The sequence below is a fragment of the Streptomyces sp. CC0208 genome, from assembly GCF_003443735.1.
Taxonomy (GTDB): domain Bacteria; phylum Actinomycetota; class Actinomycetes; order Streptomycetales; family Streptomycetaceae; genus Streptomyces; species Streptomyces sviceus.
In genome coordinates this window covers 7,739,643-7,756,759 of record NZ_CP031969.1, presented here as the reverse complement: position 1 = coordinate 7,756,759, position 17,117 = coordinate 7,739,643, and the positions used below count along the sequence as shown (strand labels likewise).

The following is a 17,117-nucleotide window of genomic DNA, read 5'->3' as shown; positions in this document are numbered from 1 at the left end:
CGCGCCCACCCGACGCCCAACTCCCGACGGAGGGCGGCTCACCCCCGGACCGCGGATCAGCGCACCCGAGACGGGCGAAAGGTCTCGACGGGCAGGGCGGTGAACCGGCGCGGGATCGACGTGTCCAGGGCGTACGCGGCCACGTACAGCAGGAGCGCGTCGACGGCCCAGGCGGCGGACTGCACGGCGACACAGCCGGCGAGCGGGGTGCCTCGGCGCCCCCTCACCGACCCGGACGATCCCGAGGTCGCCGCGCGGCCCACGGTGTGACCGCCACAGCGGAAGCCGCCCCTTGACCAAGGGCCGCCCCAGCCGGGACCATGTTGCGTATCAGTCGCACTGTTGCGTAATGCGCAGCCATCGGGAGGACTTCGTGTCTCTTCGACCGCTACCCGACCGCGAGTTCGTCCTCACCCTGTCCTGCCCGGACCGGTCCGGCCTCGTCCATGCCGTCACCGGCTTCCTGGTCCGGCACTCCGGGAACATCCAGGAGAGCCAGCAGTTCGACGACCGGCTCCAGGACCGCTTCTTCATGCGCGTCCACTTCGACGTCTCGGACCCGGGCACCACCCTGGAGGATCTGCGGTCCGGCTTCGCACCGGTCGCCGAGGCGTACCGCATCACCTGGCAGCTGCGGAACGCGGCCACCCCCACCCGCACCCTGATCATGGTGTCGAAGTTCGGCCACTGCCTGAACGACCTGCTCTTCCGGCAGCGCACCGGCGCGCTCGGCATCGAGGTGCCGGCGATCGTCTCCAACCACCGGGACTTCGCACCGCTCGCCGAGAGTTACGGCATCCCCTTCCACCATGTGCCGGTGACGCCGGAGACGAAGGCGGACGCGGAGGCGCGGCTGCTCGAACTGGTCGACCGGCTGGACATCGACCTCGTGGTCCTCGCCCGTTACATGCAGATCCTCTCGAACGACCTGTGCAAGCAGCTCGAAGGCCGGGCCATCAACATCCACCACTCGTTCCTGCCGAGCTTCAAGGGGGCGCGGCCCTACGTCCAGGCGCACGAGCGGGGCGTGAAGCTCGTCGGGGCCACGGCCCACTACGTCACCCCGGACCTCGACGAGGGGCCCATCATCGAGCAGGACGTCATCCGCGTGAACCACGCGCAGAGCGCGGAGAGTCTGGTCACCCTGGGGCGAGACGTCGAGGCGCAGGTCCTCGCCCGGGCCGTGGAGTGGCACTCCCAGAGCCGGGTGATGATCAACGGTCATCGCACGGTGGTCTTCCGCTGACCAGCGGCGACCTGTTCGCATAAGGTTCCGCCATGAGCAACAACGGCACCGAGTCCGGGGGCACGTCCGGCGGCGGGGTGCAGTCCGTCGACCGGGCCGTCACCGTGCTGGAGATCCTCGCGCAGCGCGGCGAGGCAGGCGTCAGTGAAGTGGCCGAGGCGATCGACGTCCACAAGTCCACCGCGTTCCGTCTGCTGGGCGCGCTGGAGGCGCACGGGATGGTCGAGCAGGAGGGCGAGCGCGGGAAGTACCGCCTGGGCTTCGGCATCGTGCGGCTGGCCGGCGCGGTCACCGGGCGCATCGACGTCACCAAGCACGGCCGCGGGATCTGCGAGCGCCTCGCCGACAAGCTGGGCGAGACGATGAACATCGCGGTCCTGGAGTCCCATCATGTGATCAACCTCGACCAGGTGCGCGGCCGGTCCGCCATCACCGCGCAGAACTGGGTCGGGCGGCTGACGCCGATGCACTGCACGTCGAGCGGCAAGGTCCTGCTCGCCCACCTCACCGACCGGCGCCGGGACGAACTCGTCGCCACGGCCGGGCTGGAGCGGATGACGGCACGCACCTTGACCTCCCGGCAGGAGCTGGAGGCGGAGCTGGTCCGGGTCCGCGAGCAGGGCTACGCCATGACGGTGGAGGAGTACGAGGAGGGCCTCAACGCCATGGCGGCGCCCGTGCGTTCCGCTGAGGGCAAGGTCGTCGCCGCCCTCACCGCCTCGGGCCCCGCCTTCCGGCTCACCGAGGAGCGGATGCACGAACTGGCACCGGTGCTGGTGGAGAGCGCCGACGAACTCAGCCGCCGACTCGGCTACTTGGGCTGACGACCCGCCTTCGCCGCGCCCCGCTCACCCCCGAAGTCGGGACATCGCCGGGTCGAACAGCGGCTCCTCGGCCACGACCGCCTCCACGCGCTGGTCGAAGTAGCCGATGTGCACGGTGGTCCCGGGGGCGGTGAGCTCCGCCGGCAGCCACGCGTAGGCGATGCCCTTGCCGATGGTGTAGCCGAAGGCCGCGCTGGTGACGTGGCCGACCGCGCGCTGTCCGTCGTACACAGGCTCCTTGCCCATCACGACGGCCCGCGGGTCCTCGATGGTCAGGCAGGTCAGTTTCCGCCGCACGCCGGCCGCGCGCCGCTCCAGGGCCGCCTTGCCGACGAAGTCCTCCTTGTCGGCCCTGACGGCGAAGCCGACCCCGGCCTCGTAGGGGTCGTGCTCGTAGGTCATGTCGGTGCCGAAGGAGCGGTAACCCTTCTCCAGGCGGAGGCTGTTGAAGGCGCCCCGCCCGGCCGCGATACCGCCCAGCGGCTTCGCCGCCCGCCACAGGGTGTCCCACAGCTTCTGGCCGAGGTCGGCCGTGGTGTACAGCTCCCAGCCGAGCTCGCCGACGTACGACAGGCGCATGGCCGTCACCGGGACGGACCCGATGTGGGCGCGCTTGGCGCGGAAGTACTTCAGGCCCGTCGCCGAGAAGTCCTCGTCCGTGAGCGGCTGGAGGACGTCCCGGGCGAGCGGTCCCCACAGGCCGATGCAGCAGGTGCCGGGAGTGATGTCGCGGACCTGGACGGTGCCGTCGGCGGGCAGGTGGCGGGTGAACCAGTCGAGGTCGAGGTTGCCGTTGGCGCCGACCTGGAAGACATCGGGGGCCAGCCGGGCGACGGTGATGTCGCTGCGGATGCCGCCGTCGTGGTCCAGGAGCAGCGTGTACGTCACCGAGCCGACGGACTTGGCGACCTTGCCGGTGCACAGCCGCTCCAGGAAGGCGGCCGCGCCCCGGCCGCTCACCTCCAGGCGCTTGAGGGCCGTCATGTCGTACATCGCGACGGTCTCGCGGGTGGTCTGGGCCTCGGCGCCGACGATCGGTGACCAGTACCGGGCGGCCCAGTCGTTGGGGGTGACGATCGAACGGCCTTCCACCAAGCCCGCGTTGGCCTCGTACCAGTGCGGCCGCTCCCAGCCGTTCGCCTCCAGGAAGAAGGCGCCGAGTTCCTGCTGGCGGGCGTAGAAGGGGGTGGTGCGGATCGGGCGCGGGTCGCCGGAGGGCTGGAGCGGGTGCAGGATGTCGTAGACCTCGACGAAGTTCTGGCAGTCGCGGGCCAGGACGTACTCCGGGGAGAGCTGGTGCGGCTCGAAGCGGTTGACGTCGCACTCGTGGAGGTCGAAGGAGGAGCAGTGGCCGTCGACCAGCCACTCGGCGACGGCCCGGCCGACACCGGCGGAGTGGGTGACCCAGACGGCCTCGGCGACCCAGAAGCCCTTGACGTCCGGGGACTCGCCGAGCAGGGGCAGGCCGTCGGTGGTGAAGGAGAACAGGCCGTTGATGCCCTCCTCGACCTTGGCGTCCTTCGTGGCCGGGAGCAGTGACTGCGTCTCGGTCCAGGCGTCCGCGAAGTCGTCCTCGGTGAACTTGAGGACCGAGGGCATGGTGTCGGCCTCGTCGACGGAGAGGATCTCGTCGGCGGTGATGGGCATGGGGCGGTGGCCGTAGTAGCCGATGCCGAGGGTGTCGTGGCGGTCGCGGTAGTAGAGGTCGGCGTCCTGGTGGCGCAGGATCGGGCGCACCGCCTCCTCCTTCTGGCCCGCGAGCGCCGGGACCGGGCCGGTCCAGGCGAGCTGGTGGCCGAGCGGGGTGAGCGGGAGGTTCATGCCGACCATGCGGGCGATCCTGGGGCCCCAGATGCCGGCGCAGCACACGACGATGTCGGCTGCCAGGTCTCCCTGGTCGGTGCGGACGCCCGTGACCTCGCCGTCGGCCCGGAGCACGTCCAGGACCTCGTGGCGGGCCAGGAAGGTCACTCCGCGCTCGGTGGCCCGGCGGATCTGCGCCTCGACGGCGAGGACGGCCTTGGCGAGGCCGTCGGTGGGGATGTGCAGGCCGGCGAGGACCCGGTCGCGGTTGACCAGGGGGTGCTTCTCGACGCACTCGTCGGCGGTCAGGATCCGCGACTCGACGCCCCAGGCGGTGAGCCAGCCGTGCCGGCGGTGGAGTTCGGTGACGCGCTCCGGGGTGGTCGCCACCTCCAGGCCGCCGACCTGGAGGAAGCAGGGCTGTCCGTCGACGTCGAGGGAGCAGAACTTCTCGACGGTGTAGCGGGCCAGCTCGGTCATGGTCTTGGAGGGGTTGGCCTGGAAGACCAGACCCGGCGCGTGCGACGACGACCCTCCGGTGGCCGGGAGCGGGCCCTGGTCGACCACGGTCACCTCGGTCCAGCCGCGCGCGGAGATCTCGTCGGCGAGTGCCGCGCCGACGACGCCCGCTCCGATGATGACCACTCGGGGTCCCGCCATCGCCGCACCTCCGGTTAAGTTGCTTTGTGCGCAACACGATTCAGGCTGCGCAACTCAATGTGCCCGCCGTGCGGGTGGGTGTCAAGAGGCCCGGTGACGTGGCGGAACGGGCGGGGAAACGGCTCCGGAAACGGCAATGCCCGGTGGGCGGCGCACATCCGGGCGCGCCGCCCACCGGGCTTCCTGACAGGCTTGCCTGATCCCTGTCAGGCTTACTTGATCCAGGCGTCGACCTTGCCGCGGTTGGCGTCGACCCACTTCTTGGCCGCCGCTTCCGGCGTCATCTTGTCCACCGCGATGTACTTGGCCACGGTGTTCTGGTCGTCGTTGGTCCAGTTGAACTTCTTCACCAGGTCGTAGGCCGGGCTGCCCGACTTGGCGAACTTGGCGCTGACGATCTTGTCGAGGTCGTAGACGGGGTAGTCGCAGGCGACCTTGGCCGGATCGGCGTCGCAGCCCGTCTTGTAGGCGGGCAGGTCGACCTTGACCAGGGGCACCTCGGACAGGAACCACTGCGGCTCGTAGAAGTAGCCGATCACCCACTGCTTGTTCTTCTCGGCGTTGCGGTACGCCTGGATCAGCGCGGTCTCGCTGCCCGCGTACACCACCTTGAAGTCCAGCTTGAGGTTCTTCACCAGCGCCTCGTCGTTGGTGACGTACGACGGGTCGCCGTCCAGGAGCTGGCCCTTGCCGCCGGACTCCGAGGTCTTGAACTTCGCGGCGTACTTGTTGAGGTTCTTCCAGTTCTTGATGTCCGGGTGGGCCTTGGCCAGCCACGGCGGCACGTACCAGCCGATGATGCCCTTGTTGCCGGTCGAGCCGGCCGCCACGGCGGTCTTCTGCTGGGTGATGTACTTCTTCTTCAGATCGTCGTGGCCCCAGTTCTCCAGGACGGCGTCGACCTCACCGGTGCCGAAGCCCTGCCAGGCGATCTCCTCCTTGAGGTCCTTCTTGGTGACCTTGCACTTCAGGTCGTGCTCGGCGACGTACGCGACGACCGCCGCGTCCGCCTCGTAGCCCACCCACGGGTTGACCGCGAGGTTGAAGGTGCCGCACTTGCCCGAGCTGCCCGAGCCGCCGGCCTCCGAGGAGTCACCGACCTTCGCGCCGCCGCAGGCCGTGAGGGTGAGGCCGAGGACGGCCAGGCCGGCCGCGCCGGCTCGCCAGTGTCTTGCCATCGTGTCGTGCTCCTCAGTTACTGGTGCGGCGAGCCGCTGCTTGAGTGATCCGGTCGAACATGACGCCGAGCAGGACGATGGCGAGACCGGCCGCCAGGCCCTTGCCGTAGAGCTGTCCCTGCGAGAAGCCGGCCACCACGTCGTAGCCGAGGGCGCCCGCGCCCACGAGGCCGCCGACGACGACCATCGACAGCACGTAGATCAGGCCCTGGTTGGTCGCGAGCGTCAGGGCGCTGCGGGCCATCGGCAGCTGCACCTTGGTGATGATCTGCCAGGTGTTGCACCCGGAGGAGGTGGCCGCCTCGACGGTGGCCGCGGGCACGGTACGCACCCCGTCGGCGATGATCTTGATGGCGACCGGGGCCGCGTAGACGATCGCGGCGACGATGGCCGTGAACCGGGTCGCACCGAACAGGGCGAGGAACGGCACAAGGTAGACGAACGGCGGCATGACCTGGGCCGCGTCGAGGGTGGGCCGCACGAGCCGGTCCACCAGCGCGCTGCGGCCCATCCACACCCCGAAGACCATGCCGAGCAGCATGACGAGCACGGTCGCCACGACGGTCGAGGCGAGGGTCGTCATGCCGTCCGACCACACGCCGGTGGCGACGAGCAGGCCCACGCACACGGCGGTGGTGATCCCGGCACGCCACCCGCCGAGGACCACCGCGATCCCGACCAGGGCGGCGCCGACGAGCCACCACGGGGAGTCGGTGAGCAGCGTCTGGAACGGGTTGAGCAGGCCGTTGGTGATGACGTCCCGGAAGCCGTTGGTCAGCCCGGACAGGTGGTCCTGCGCCCAAGTGGTCACGTTGTCCGCCGCCTTGGCGATGGTGCTGCCGGTGCCGCCGTCGCCGGGGAACTCGGCCGCCCACAGGTAGGTGTGGGACAGGTACACGAGCACGGCCGCCACCGCTCCCCCGGCCACGAGCAGGTGCCGCCGCCACTTGAGCAGCGGGTTGCCGGACCGCCGGGCCGCCTCCGCCCGTTCGCTCGCCGCAGTGGTGACCCGGTCCAGGACGATCGCCATGACGACGATCGCGAGGCCCGCGTTGAAGGCCGTGCCGACGTCGAGGGACTGGAGGGCCTGGACGACGGTCTTGCCGAGGCCGGGGGCGTCGATCAGAGCGGCGATGGTCACCATGGCGAGGGCGGCCATGATGGTCTGGTTGACGCCCATCACCACGGTCCGCCGGGACATCGGCAGCAGCACCTTCAGCAGGGACTGCCTGCGGGTGGCGCCCATGGACTCGGCCGCCTCGACCGTCGTCGGGGGCACCGAGCGAATGGCGTGCGCGGTGATGCGCAGGGCCGGGGGTGCCGCGTAGATGACGGTGGCGATGGTCGCGGAGGCGCCGCCGATGAGGAAGAACAGAGTGAGCGGCGCGAGGTAGACCATGGTCGGCATCGTCTGCATGAAGTCCAGGAAGGGCGTGACGATCCGGTTGACCCGTTCCGACAGGCCCGCCCACACCCCCAGCGGGATCGCGAACAGCAGCGCCACGAGGACCGCGGAGAGCGTCAGCGACAGGGTGTCCATGCTCTCCTGCCACAGGCCCTGGAGCCCCAGGAAGGTGAAGCCGGCCACGGCCAGCAGCGCGACCCGCCAGTTGGCCACTGCCCAGGAGACATAGCCGGCGAGGCCCACCACGCCGAGCCAGCCGATCTGCGGGACCGGGCGGTCGCCGGACGGCTGGGAGATCAGGTCCTGGACGAAGGTCACCAGGTTGTCGATGACCAGCCGGATCTCGTTGAAGAAGTACAGGAACAGCGGGTTGGAGTTGCGGTCGGCGCCGATGGAGTCGTTGACGTCGTTGAGCCAGCGGTGCAGATCGGTGAGGTCGGCCGCGGCCAGCGACAGGGTCTGCCGTCCGCGCAGTACGGCGAAGAGGAGGAGCCAGACCACCAGGATCGCGCCGACCACCATGGCCCGGCTGATCCGGCGTACGGGGGCGACGGGTGGCGGCGGGACGGACTGCTGCGCCTCCCCCGAGGTCTCGGGTTTCTCCATGGCGACGGTCATCACGCGTCGCCTTCCTGTCCGGCGACCACCGCGAGGATCTCCTCGTCGCCGACGATGCCGAGCAGTTCGCCGTTCTCGACGACCTTGACGGGCTTCTCGGCCGCGAGCACCGCCCGGGTGGCCTCCTTCACCACCACGTCCGGGCCCAACTCGGGTCCGTCCAGGGGGTCTTCGGGTGTTGCCGGGCGCATGATCCAGCGCAGGGTCAGCACATCGCCGCGCGGCACGTCCTTGACGAAGTCGCGTACGTAGTCGTCGGCGGGGGCGCCGACGAGTTCGTCGCCGGTGCCGCACTGGACGGTCTTGCCGTCGCGCATGATGAGGATGCGGTCGCCGAGCTTCAGGGCCTCGGAGAGGTCGTGGGTGATGAACACCATCGTCTTGCCGACCTCGTGGTGCAGCCGGATGACCTCGTTCTGCATGTCACGGCGGATCAGCGGGTCGAGCGCCGAGAAGGGCTCGTCGAAGAGGAGGACGTCCGGATCGCCGGCCAACGCCCTTGCCAGGCCCACGCGTTGCTGCATACCGCCGGAGAGCTGGTCGGGGTAGGAGTTCTCGTATCCGGACAGTCCCACGAGTTCGACGACCTCCAGCGCCCGCCTGGTGCGCTCGGCCCGGCCCATGCCGCGGATCTCAAGCCCGAACGCCACGTTGTCGACGACGCGGCGGTGGGGCAGCAGACCGAAGTGCTGGAAGACCATGGAGAACTTGCTGCGCCGCAGCTCGCGCAGCCGCCGCTCGTCGGCGTCCCGGATGTTCTCGCCCTCGAAGACGATCTCGCCGGCGGTGGGCTCGATCAGACGGGTCAGACAGCGCACCAGGGTGGACTTGCCGGAGCCGGACAGCCCCATGACGACGAAGACCTCGCCGGGCGCGACATCGAAGTCCACGTCCCGCACGGCGGCGGTGCAGCCGGTGCGGTCCATGAGCTCGCGGCGGGTGAGCCCGCTCAGCTCCTCGGAGTCCGGTACCTGGTCCGCCTTCGGCCCGAACACCTTCCACAGCCCGCGTACGGATATGACGGGCGTGGGGGCCGCGTCCTCGGGGGTACCGCGGCGCGGCGGCACCTCGGTCTGGGTTGGGGTCATGGTCGACCTCTTCTCGGCGTTCAGCCGCGGAACCAGTGCTGCGGCCGGGGTTGGATGTTCTGCCAGATGTGCTTGGGCTCGCGGTACTCGTCGAGTCCGGTCGGTCCCAGTTCCCGGCCCACACCGGAGTGTCCGAAGCCACCCCACTCGGCCTGGGGCACATAGGGGTGGTAGTCGTTGATCCACACGGTGCCGTGCCGCAGCCGGCGGGCGACCCGCTGGGCCTTCCCCGCGTCCTGCGTCCAGACCGCTCCGGCGAGGCCGTACTCGGTGTCGTTCGCGATGCGTACGGCGTCGTCCTCACCGGTGAAGCGCTCCACGGTCAGCACCGGCCCGAAGGACTCCTCGTGCACCACCCGCATGTCCTGCCGGCACTCGTCGAGCACAGTGGGCGGGTAGTAGTGGCCGTTCGCGAGGGCCGGGCCGGCGGGCCGTTCGCCGCCGCAGCGCAGGACGGCGCCCTCCTCCACACCGGCCGCCACGTACGCCTCGACCTTCTCCAGGTGCTGCGCGGAGATCAGCGCCCCGGTCTCGGCCTCGGGGTCGAAGGGCCCGCCGAGGCGGATCTGCCGGGCCCGGCGGACCACCTCGTCGACGAAGCGGTCGTGCAGGGAGTCCTCGACGATCAGCCGGGCACCGGCCGAGCAGACCTGCCCGGAGTGCAGGAAGACGGCCGTGAGCGCGAAGTCCACGGCCGTCTCGAAGTCGGCGTCGGCGAAGACGACGTTGGGGTTCTTGCCGCCGAGCTCCAGCGCGACCTTCTTCACGGTCGCGGCGGCCGTGGCCATGATCCGTTTGCCGGTCTCCACGCCTCCGGTGAAGGAGACCATGTCGACCCGGGGATCCTCGGAGAGCGGCGCGCCCACCTCGGGCCCGGTGCCGAGGACGAGGTTGGCGGCACCGGCGGGAAGTCCGGCCTCCTCCAGAGCCCTCATGAGCAGGATCGAGGTGGAGGGGGTGAGCTCGCTGGGCTTGAGGACGATCGTGTTGCCGGCGAGAAGGGCCGGGGCGACCTTCCAACTCGCTTGCAGAAGTGGGTAGTTCCACGGTGTGATCAGTCCGCAGACCCCGATCGGCTCGTAGACCACGCGACTGACGGCGTCGTCCCGGCCGGTGTCGGTCACACGGCCGGCGTCGGTGCCGCCGAGCCCGCCGTAGTAGCGCAGACAGGAGACGACGTCGGCGATGTCGTACTCGCTCTCCACCAGCCGCTTGCCGGTGTCCAGCGACTCGGCGCGGGCGAACTCCTTGGCGTCGCGCTCGATCAGGTCGGCGGTGCGCAGCAGCAGGGCTCCCCGCTCACGCTCGGGGGTGCGCGGCCAGGGCCCTTCGTCGAAGGCCCGGCGGGCGGCCGCGATGGCCGCCTCGGTGTCGGGGCGGGTCCCCTCGGACACGGTGGCGGACAGCGTTCCGTCGGCGGGACATCGGATCTCCCGGCGGCCTCCGGCCACCGGATCCCGCCATTCACCGTCCACGTACAGGTCTGCCACGTCGGGAGCCCTTCGAGCGATTTCGTTGCGCATGACGCATCGCATTGCTTGTGGTGGAACACTCTGGAGACTGCGGCAACCCACGTCAAGGGGTTGGGGGATGACGGTTTGGGCACGCGGGCGCGTTGCGCGCCGCTCGAACCCGGCGGGTTTCCGGGACAAGCGGTCCCGGGAAAAATCCGCGTTACCCCGCCTGCGTCCGGGCGTCCCGGTGCCGGTAGTACGCGGCCTCGGAGGGCGCGAGCGGCTCCTTCCCGAGGATGAGGTCGGCCGCCTTCTCCGCGATCATCATCACCGGCGCGTAGATGTTGCCGTTGGTCACGTAGGGCATCACCGACGCGTCGACGACCCGCAGCCCCTCGACCCCGTGCACACGCATGCTGGCGGGGTCGACGACGGCCATCTCGTCGGTGCCCATCTTGCAGGTGCAGGAGGGGTGCAGGGCGGTCTCGCCGTCCTTGGCGACCCAGGCGAGGATCTCCTCGTCGGTCTCGACGGACGGTCCGGGCGAGATCTCCCCGGCGTTGTAGGGGGCGAGGGCCGGCTGGTTGAGCAGCCTGCGCGCGACGCGGATCGCCTCGACCCACTCGCGGCGGTCCTGCTCGGTGGACAGGTAGTTGAAGCGCAGCGCCGGGTGCTCGTTCGGATCCCTGCTCTTGATCTTCACGGAGCCCAGGGCGTCGGAGTACATGGGCCCCACGTGCACCTGGTAGCCGTGCCCGCCGGCCGGCACGGAGCCGTCGTAGCGGACCGCGATCGGCAGGAAGTGGAACATCAGGTTGGGGTAGTCCACGTCCTCGTTGCTGCGCGCGAAGCCACCGGCCTCGAAGTGGTTGGTCGCTGCGGGCCCCTTGCGGAAGAGCCATTGCAGGCCGATGAAGGGGGCACGCCATTTCGCGAGGTACGGCTGCATGGAGACGGGCTGCTTGCAGGCGTACTGGATGTAGACCTCCAGGTGGTCCTGCATGTTCTCGCCGACGCCCGGCAGGTCGTGGACGACGTCGATGCCGAGGGCGCGCAACTCCTCCGCGTTGCCGATGCCGGAGAGCTGGAGCAGCTGCGGGGAGTTGATCGCGCCGCCGCACAGGACGACCTCCTTGGCGCGCACCTGCTGCGGCGCGCCCTTGCCGCGCCGGTACTCGACGCCGACAGCCCGCTTGCCCTCGAACAGGACGCGGGTGACGAGGGCGCGTGTGGTGACCGTGAGGTTGGGACGCTTCCTGACGGGCTTCAGATAGGCCTTGGAGGCCGAGAGGCGGCGTCCGCGGTGGACGTTGCGGTCGAACTTCGCGAAGCCTTCCTGCCGGTAGCCGTTGACGTCCTCGGTCGGCGCGTACCCCGCCTCCTCGGTGGCCTTGAGGAAGGCGTCGAAGAGCGGGTTGGTGGCGGGGCCGCGCTCCAGGACGAGCGGGCCGTCGTGGCCGCGGAACTCGTCGTCGGGGTCGGCCGCGAGACAGTTCTCCATGCGCTTGAAGTACGGCAGACAGTGCGCGTAGTCCCAGGTCTCCATGCCGGGGTCGGCGGCCCAGCGCTCGTAGTCCATGGGGTTGCCGCGCTGGAAGATCATGCCGTTGATGCTGCTGGAGCCGCCCAGCACCTTGCCGCGGGCGTGGTAGACGCGCCGGCCGCCCATGTGCGGCTCGGGTTCGGACTCGTACTTCCAGTCGTAGAAGCGGCTGCCGATCGGGTAGGTCAGCGCCGCGGGCATGTGGATGAAGACGTCCCACGGGTAGTCGGGGCGGCCGGCCTCCAGGACCAGCACCCGGTTGCCCGGGTCGGCGGAGAGCCGGTTGGCCAGTGCGCTGCCGGCCGATCCACCACCGACGATGACGAAGTCGTACTGCTGGGGAGCCATGGTGCCTCGTCTCGCTCGCGCCGTCGATACGCGCGGCATGCTAGTACGGGTAGCGTGATACGCACCAGGTTGCGAAGCACGCAACTTGCACGACACATGCACCATGTCCTCGAAACAGACTCACGTCCTTGTTGTTTACCCCCCGTATAGTTGCGTTGTGAGCAACTACAACCCGGATAACGAAACGACAGGGTCGTCGAACGGCGGAGTGCAGTCCGTGGACCGGGCCATTCACGTCATGGAGATCCTGGCCCAGCGCGGCGAGGCCGGGGTCAGCGAGGTGGCGGCCGAGATCGACGTGCACAAGTCCACGGCGTTCCGTCTGCTCGGCGCCCTGGAGGCGCGCGGCCTGGTGGAACAGGCGGGTGAGCGCGGCAAGTACCGGCTCGGTTTCGGCATCGTGCGCCTGGCCGGCGCGGTCACCGGACGCATCGACATCACCCAGCAGAGCCGCCCGGTCTGCGAGGACCTCGCCGAGGAGATCGGCGAGACCGTGAACCTCGCCGTGATGCAGGAGCGTTACGCGGTCAACCTCTACCAGGTGCGCGGCCCGGGTGCCGTCACCGCGCAGAACTGGGTCGGCCAGCTGACCCCGTTGCACGCCACGTCGAGCGGGAAGATCCTGCTGGCCCACCTGCCCGCCAAGGAGCGCTCCGCGCTGCTGACGGAGACAGGGCTGAAGAAGGTCACCCCGCGCACCATCACCGCGAAGACGAAGCTGGAGAAGAACCTCGCCGAGGCCCGGGAGCGTGGGTACGCCTGGGCCCTGGAGGAGCTGGAGCTCGGCCTGCACGCCATGGCCGCGCCGGTCCGCGACCGGGACGGGGAGGTCATCGCCGCGCTCAGCGCCTCAGGGCCCGCGTACCGGCTCTCCGAGGAGCGCCTGCACGAGCTCGCCCCGGTCCTGGTCAAGGGCGCCGAGGAGATCAGCCACCGGATGGGTTACCTGGGCTGAGCCCCCAGCCGGGCCTGGACCCAGTCGTGGAACGCGCCGATGTGGTGCTCGCTGGGGACCAGGACGCCGCCCTTGGCGTACAGCCGTGAGCTCATGGCCGGCTGGGTGCGCTCGCACGCGTCGAAGTCCTGCCGGTTGACCCGGTCGAACAGCTCCACCGAGCGGCTGACGTCCTTCCCGCTCTGCACGACATCCGGAAGGTACAGCCAGTCGCACTCCACGACGGTGCGGTCGGCGGCGACCGGGTACATCCTGTGGAAGATCACATGGTCGGGCACGAGATTGACGAACACCTGCGGCCGCACGGTGATCGCGTAGTACCGGCGGTCCTGGTCCTCGGAGACCCCCGGAATGCGGTCCAGCCCCTCCGAGCCGTCGACGGTGAAGCCCTGGATGTCCTCACCGAACTCCGCGCCGTGCCCCACGTAGTACTGGGCGGCGTATCCGTCGGCGAACTCCGGGAGCACCTCGGTGAGTTCGGGGTGGATGGTCGCGCAGTGGTAGCACTCCATGAAGTTCTCGATGATCAGCTTCCAGTTGGCCTTCACGTCGTACGTGATGCGCCGGCCGACCTGGAGGTTGTCGATGTCGTAGTGCTCGATCGACTCGGTGTCGCCGAGGCGCGTGACCACCTCCTGGACGACCTCGTCGAAGGGCGGCGGGTTCTCGGCGAGGCACACCCACACATAGCCGAGCCACTCGCGCACCGCCACGCTCGCCAGGCCGTACTCGGTCCGGCCCACGTCCGGCATCTTGGTCAGGTTCGGCGCGGCCACGAGCTTGCCCGTCAGGTCGTACGTCCAGGCGTGGTACGGACATTGGAACGCCCGCTTGACCTCCCCCGACTCCTGCGTGCACAGCCTGGCGCCCCGGTGCCGGCAGACGTTGAAGTACGCGCGCACCGAGTTGTCCCGGGCCCGCGTGATCAGGATGCTCTCCCGGCCCACCTGCACGGTCCGGAAGGCGCCGGGTTTGGGCAGCTCGGAGGCACGCACGGCGCAGAACCACATCGCTTCGAAGATGTGCTCCTGCTCCTGGGCGAAGATTCCGGGATCCGTGTAGGAGGCGCCGGGGAGGGTGGCGATCAGGCTGTCCGGCAGGCTGGTCGAGGTCACAGTGCACTCCTCAGGGACGTCGTGGGCCGGTGATGCACGCACGCCGCGACGAGCGGACGGCGTTCTGCGCGGAGCGACAGCGGCGGTGCTGTCAGGCCGCGGCGGCAAGCTGCTTGCGCCAGCGCGTGAACAGCCGCGGCTGGTTCATCCCGAGCACGGCGACCGGCTGCCCGGAACGCCGGTAGACGGCCAGGACGTTGTGGTCGTCCCGGGCGCCCTCCTCGATCGTCACGCTGTCGGCGGCGGCCGCGTGACCGGCGAACTGGATCTTCACGCCGTACTGGTCCGACCAGAAGTACGGCGGCCTCGGCGCGCTCGGTTCCACCGCGCCGCCCGCCAGCAGCGCGGTCACGGCCGCGTCGGGCCGCTCCCGGGCACCCGTCCAGTGCTCCACGCGACGGTGCAGGCCCGCGCGCGGGTCGTACCAGGAGGCGCAGTCCCCGACCGCGACCACACCGGCCAGCCGGGTGCGGCCGTCGGCCCCGCAGGTGACGCCGTCGTCGAGGGCGAGCCCCGAGCCCGCGAGCCACTCGACGCACGGACGCGCGCCGACCCCCACGACCACGATGTCGGCGGGGACGCTGCGGCCGTCCTCCAGCAGGACGGCCTCGACCCGGCTCTCGCCGCGCAGCCCCTTGACGCCCACCCCGCACCACAGCCGTACGCCGTGGTCCGCGTGGAGGGCGGAGACGATCCCGCCCATGGTCTCGCCGAGCGGCCCGGCCAGGGGGGTCGGGGCCGCTTCCACGACGGTCACGTCGAGCCCGAGGGCGTACGCGGTGGAGGCGACCTCGGCGCCGATGAACCCGCCGCCGATCACCACCAGCCGTCCCCCGAGGGCCAGTTCGTCGCGCAGGGCGCGGGCGTCGTCCAGGGTGCGCAGGGTGTGCACCCCGGCCAGTCCGTCCGTGCCGGGCAGGGTCCGGGCGGCGGCGCCGGTCGCGATGACGACGCCGTCCGCCCGCACCTCGCTGCCGTCGGCGAGCCGTACGGCGCGCTGCGGGCCGTCGAGGCCGACGGCGCGAACGCCCAGCAGCCACTCGGCCCGCAGGTCCTCGTCGTCCTGTTCCAGCGCGAGATCCGCCTCGGCCAGGGCGCCGGCCAGGAACTCCTTGGACAACGGAGGCCTGTCGTACGGGCGGTGGAGTTCGTCGCCGATGACGACGAGCCGCCCGTCGAAGCCCTGCTTGCGCAGCGAACGCGCCGCCGACAGGCCGGCGAGCGAGGCGCCGACCACGGCGACCGTCCTCACGCGGGTCCGCCGGCGAGGCGGGCCGTGACGCAGGGCGGCAGGTTGGGGGCGTCCAGGGACAACCGGACGTAGATCATGCCGTCCTCGACACGGACCTCGTGGGTGCGGACCGGGCGCTTGGCCGGCGGGGCGTCCACGGCGCCCGTCCGCAGGTCGAACTTGGAGGCGTGCAGCGGGCATTCGACCTCGCAGCCCTCCAGCCAGCCGTCGGCGAGCGAGGCGTCCTGATGGGTGCAGGTGTCGTCGATGGCGAAGACCTCGCCGTCATCGGTGTGGAACACCGAGACCGGCGGATCGATGTCGAGCCGGTAGGCCTCGCCTCGGGGAAGATCCACGAGACGGCACGCGGGAATCATCATGACACCTCGGTGCGTATAGCGAAACGGATTGCGTTGAACGCAACGTCAGTTTGAGGGCGGCCGCAAACCCTTGTCAAGGCGTCCAGAGGCCGGACCCGCACGAACATCGGTGTTGCCCCCTGCGCAACATCGTGCACGATGAACAACACCGAGGCCCCTCTCACAGGACCACCACGGAGCGCAGCACCTCGCCGCGGTGCATCTTCTCGAACGCCTTCTCCACGTCTCCGAGGCCGATGGTCTCGGAGACGAACGCGTCGAGGTCGAAGCGCCCGTCCAGGTAGAGGTCGATGAGCGCCGGGAAGTCCCGCGAGGGCAGACAGTCGCCGTACCAGCTGGACTTCAGGGCGCCACCGCGTCCGAAGACGTCGAGCAGCGGCAGTTCCAGCTTCATCTCGGGGGTCGGCACACCGACCAGGACGACGGTGCCGGCGAGGTCGCGGGCGTAGAAGGCCTGCCGGTACGTCTCGGGGCGGCCGACCGCCTCGACGACCACGTCGGCGCCGAAGCCGCCGGTCAGTTCGCGCACCGCCGTCACGACGTCCGTGGTCGAGCCGTCGACGGTGTGGGTGGCGCCCATCCCCGCGGCCCGCTCCAGCTTGCGCGGGTCCACGTCGACGGCGATGACCTTGGTCGCACCGGCGAGCCGCGCCCCCGCGACGGCGGCCATGCCGACCCCGCCGCAGCCGATGACGGCGACGGAGTCCCCGCGGCCGACGGCGCCGGTGTTCACGGCCGCGCCGAAGCCCGCCATGACACCGCAGCCGAGCAGTCCCGCGGCCGTCGCCGGGGCCGCCGGGTCCACCTTGGTGCACTGCCCGGCGGCGACCAGGGTCTTCTCCGCGAACGCGCCGATGCCGAGGGCGGGCGCGAGCGGGGTGCCGTCGAGCAGGGTCATCGGCTGGGTCGCGTTGTGGGTGGCGAAGCAGTACCAGGGTTTGCCCTTGCCGCACGCCCGGCACTTGCCGCACACCGCACGCCAGTTGAGGATGACGAAGTCTCCCGGCTCGACGCCGGTGACGCCCTCCCCCACGGCTTCGACGCGCCCGGCCGCCTCATGTCCGAGAAGGAAGGGGAAGTCGTCGTTGATCCCGCCCTCCCGGTAGTGGAGGTCGGTGTGGCAGACCCCGCACGCCTCTACCTTCACCAGCGCCTCGCCGGGTCCCGGGTCGGGGACCACGATCGTCTCGAGGGAGACCGGGGCGCCTTTCCCGCGGGCGACGACAGCACGAACCTCATGAGCCATGGGTCACTCCTCCGACGACGCTA

14 protein-coding genes are annotated in these 17,117 nt (G+C 70.3%); 3 read left to right on the top strand and 11 right to left on the bottom strand.

Annotation, left to right across the window (positions count from 1 at the left end):
* Positions 1-56 precede the first annotated feature (56 nt).
* Positions 57-227: a hypothetical protein gene (locus D1369_RS44190; protein ID WP_237557599.1), complete on the bottom strand. Its 171-nt coding sequence runs from the start codon at positions 225-227 to the stop codon at positions 57-59.
* Between the two features lie 146 nt (positions 228-373).
* Here D1369_RS44190 and purU point away from each other — a divergent pair, with 146 nt between their 5' ends.
* Entirely contained in the window at positions 374-1,246 is an 873-nt protein-coding gene (purU, locus tag D1369_RS35690) for a formyltetrahydrofolate deformylase (RefSeq protein ID WP_007380355.1), read from the top strand.
* 32 nt (positions 1,247-1,278) lie between these two features.
* The gene (locus D1369_RS35685) at positions 1,279-2,070 is read left to right on the top strand and encodes an IclR family transcriptional regulator (protein ID WP_205574500.1); all 792 of its coding nucleotides are present in this window, start codon (positions 1,279-1,281) and stop codon (positions 2,068-2,070) included.
* Between the two features lie 24 nt (positions 2,071-2,094).
* On the opposite strand, the gene D1369_RS35680 is transcribed toward D1369_RS35685, so the two are convergent.
* From D1369_RS35680 to betA, 6 genes are all read right to left on the bottom strand, one after another.
* Positions 2,095-4,533 carry an FAD-dependent oxidoreductase gene (locus D1369_RS35680; protein WP_118082831.1) on the bottom strand — a complete coding sequence of 813 codons (2,439 nt, stop codon included), beginning with the start codon at positions 4,531-4,533 and terminating at the stop codon, positions 2,095-2,097.
* Positions 4,534-4,745: 212 nt separating this feature from the next.
* Positions 4,746-5,711: an ABC transporter substrate-binding protein gene (locus D1369_RS35675; protein WP_007380358.1), complete on the bottom strand. Its 966-nt coding sequence runs from the start codon at positions 5,709-5,711 to the stop codon at positions 4,746-4,748.
* 13 nt (positions 5,712-5,724) lie between these two features.
* Positions 5,725-7,734, bottom strand: coding sequence for an ABC transporter permease subunit (locus D1369_RS35670; protein WP_037899130.1), 2,010 nt, complete (start codon positions 7,732-7,734; stop codon positions 5,725-5,727).
* A complete protein-coding gene (locus tag D1369_RS35665) occupies positions 7,734-8,822 on the bottom strand; it encodes a glycine betaine/L-proline ABC transporter ATP-binding protein (RefSeq protein WP_007380360.1) in 1,089 nt (362 codons plus the stop codon). Before D1369_RS35665 ends, D1369_RS35670 begins: the two co-directional genes overlap by 1 nt.
* Before the next feature lie 20 nt (positions 8,823-8,842).
* A complete protein-coding gene (locus D1369_RS35660) occupies positions 8,843-10,312 on the bottom strand; it encodes an aldehyde dehydrogenase family protein (RefSeq protein ID WP_007380361.1) in 1,470 nt (489 codons plus the stop codon).
* Positions 10,313-10,496: 184 nt separating this feature from the next.
* Positions 10,497-12,167 (bottom strand): choline dehydrogenase, encoded by a 1,671-nt coding sequence (betA, locus tag D1369_RS35655; RefSeq protein ID WP_007380362.1) that lies wholly within the window; start codon positions 12,165-12,167, stop codon positions 10,497-10,499.
* 208 nt (positions 12,168-12,375) lie between these two features.
* Here betA and D1369_RS35650 point away from each other — a divergent pair, with 208 nt between their 5' ends.
* Positions 12,376-13,122 (top strand): IclR family transcriptional regulator, encoded by a 747-nt coding sequence (locus D1369_RS35650; RefSeq protein ID WP_037899135.1) that lies wholly within the window; start codon positions 12,376-12,378, stop codon positions 13,120-13,122.
* On the opposite strand, the gene D1369_RS35645 is transcribed toward D1369_RS35650, so the two are convergent.
* The 4 genes from D1369_RS35645 to D1369_RS35630 form a co-directional block, all read right to left on the bottom strand.
* The gene (locus D1369_RS35645; protein WP_037899138.1) at positions 13,110-14,237 is read right to left on the bottom strand and encodes an aromatic ring-hydroxylating dioxygenase subunit alpha; all 1,128 of its coding nucleotides are present in this window, start codon (positions 14,235-14,237) and stop codon (positions 13,110-13,112) included. The two genes, D1369_RS35650 and D1369_RS35645, sit on opposite strands and share 13 nt — an antisense overlap.
* A 91-nt stretch (positions 14,238-14,328) precedes the next feature.
* Positions 14,329-15,489, bottom strand: a complete 1,161-nt coding sequence (locus tag D1369_RS35640) for an FAD-dependent oxidoreductase (RefSeq protein WP_037899142.1) — start codon at positions 15,487-15,489, stop codon at positions 14,329-14,331.
* The gene (locus D1369_RS35635) at positions 15,486-15,848 is read right to left on the bottom strand and encodes a bifunctional 3-phenylpropionate/cinnamic acid dioxygenase ferredoxin subunit (RefSeq protein WP_007380366.1); all 363 of its coding nucleotides are present in this window, start codon (positions 15,846-15,848) and stop codon (positions 15,486-15,488) included. Before D1369_RS35635 ends, D1369_RS35640 begins: the two co-directional genes overlap by 4 nt.
* 160 nt (positions 15,849-16,008) lie before the next feature.
* A complete protein-coding gene (locus D1369_RS35630; protein WP_007380367.1) occupies positions 16,009-17,094 on the bottom strand; it encodes an S-(hydroxymethyl)mycothiol dehydrogenase in 1,086 nt (361 codons plus the stop codon).
* Between the last annotated feature and the right edge of the window lie 23 nt (positions 17,095-17,117).

What these genes read in the sequence shown, in the direction of transcription:
- D1369_RS35685 (WP_205574500.1), top strand. Translation starts at nt 1,279, where the DNA reads ATGAGCAACAACGGCACCGAGTCCGGGGGCACGTCCGGCGGCGGGGTG.
- D1369_RS35680 (WP_118082831.1), bottom strand. Translation starts at nt 4,533, where the DNA reads ATGGCGGGACCCCGAGTGGTCATCATCGGAGCGGGCGTCGTCGGCGCG.
- D1369_RS35675 (WP_007380358.1), bottom strand. Translation starts at nt 5,711, where the DNA reads ATGGCAAGACACTGGCGAGCCGGCGCGGCCGGCCTGGCCGTCCTCGGC.
- D1369_RS35670 (WP_037899130.1), bottom strand. Translation starts at nt 7,734, where the DNA reads ATGACCGTCGCCATGGAGAAACCCGAGACCTCGGGGGAGGCGCAGCAG.
- D1369_RS35665 (WP_007380360.1), bottom strand. Translation starts at nt 8,822, where the DNA reads ATGACCCCAACCCAGACCGAGGTGCCGCCGCGCCGCGGTACCCCCGAG.
- betA (WP_007380362.1), bottom strand. Translation starts at nt 12,167, where the DNA reads ATGGCTCCCCAGCAGTACGACTTCGTCATCGTCGGTGGTGGATCGGCC.
- D1369_RS35635 (WP_007380366.1), bottom strand. Translation starts at nt 15,848, where the DNA reads ATGATGATTCCCGCGTGCCGTCTCGTGGATCTTCCCCGAGGCGAGGCC.
- D1369_RS35630 (WP_007380367.1), bottom strand. Translation starts at nt 17,094, where the DNA reads ATGGCTCATGAGGTTCGTGCTGTCGTCGCCCGCGGGAAAGGCGCCCCG.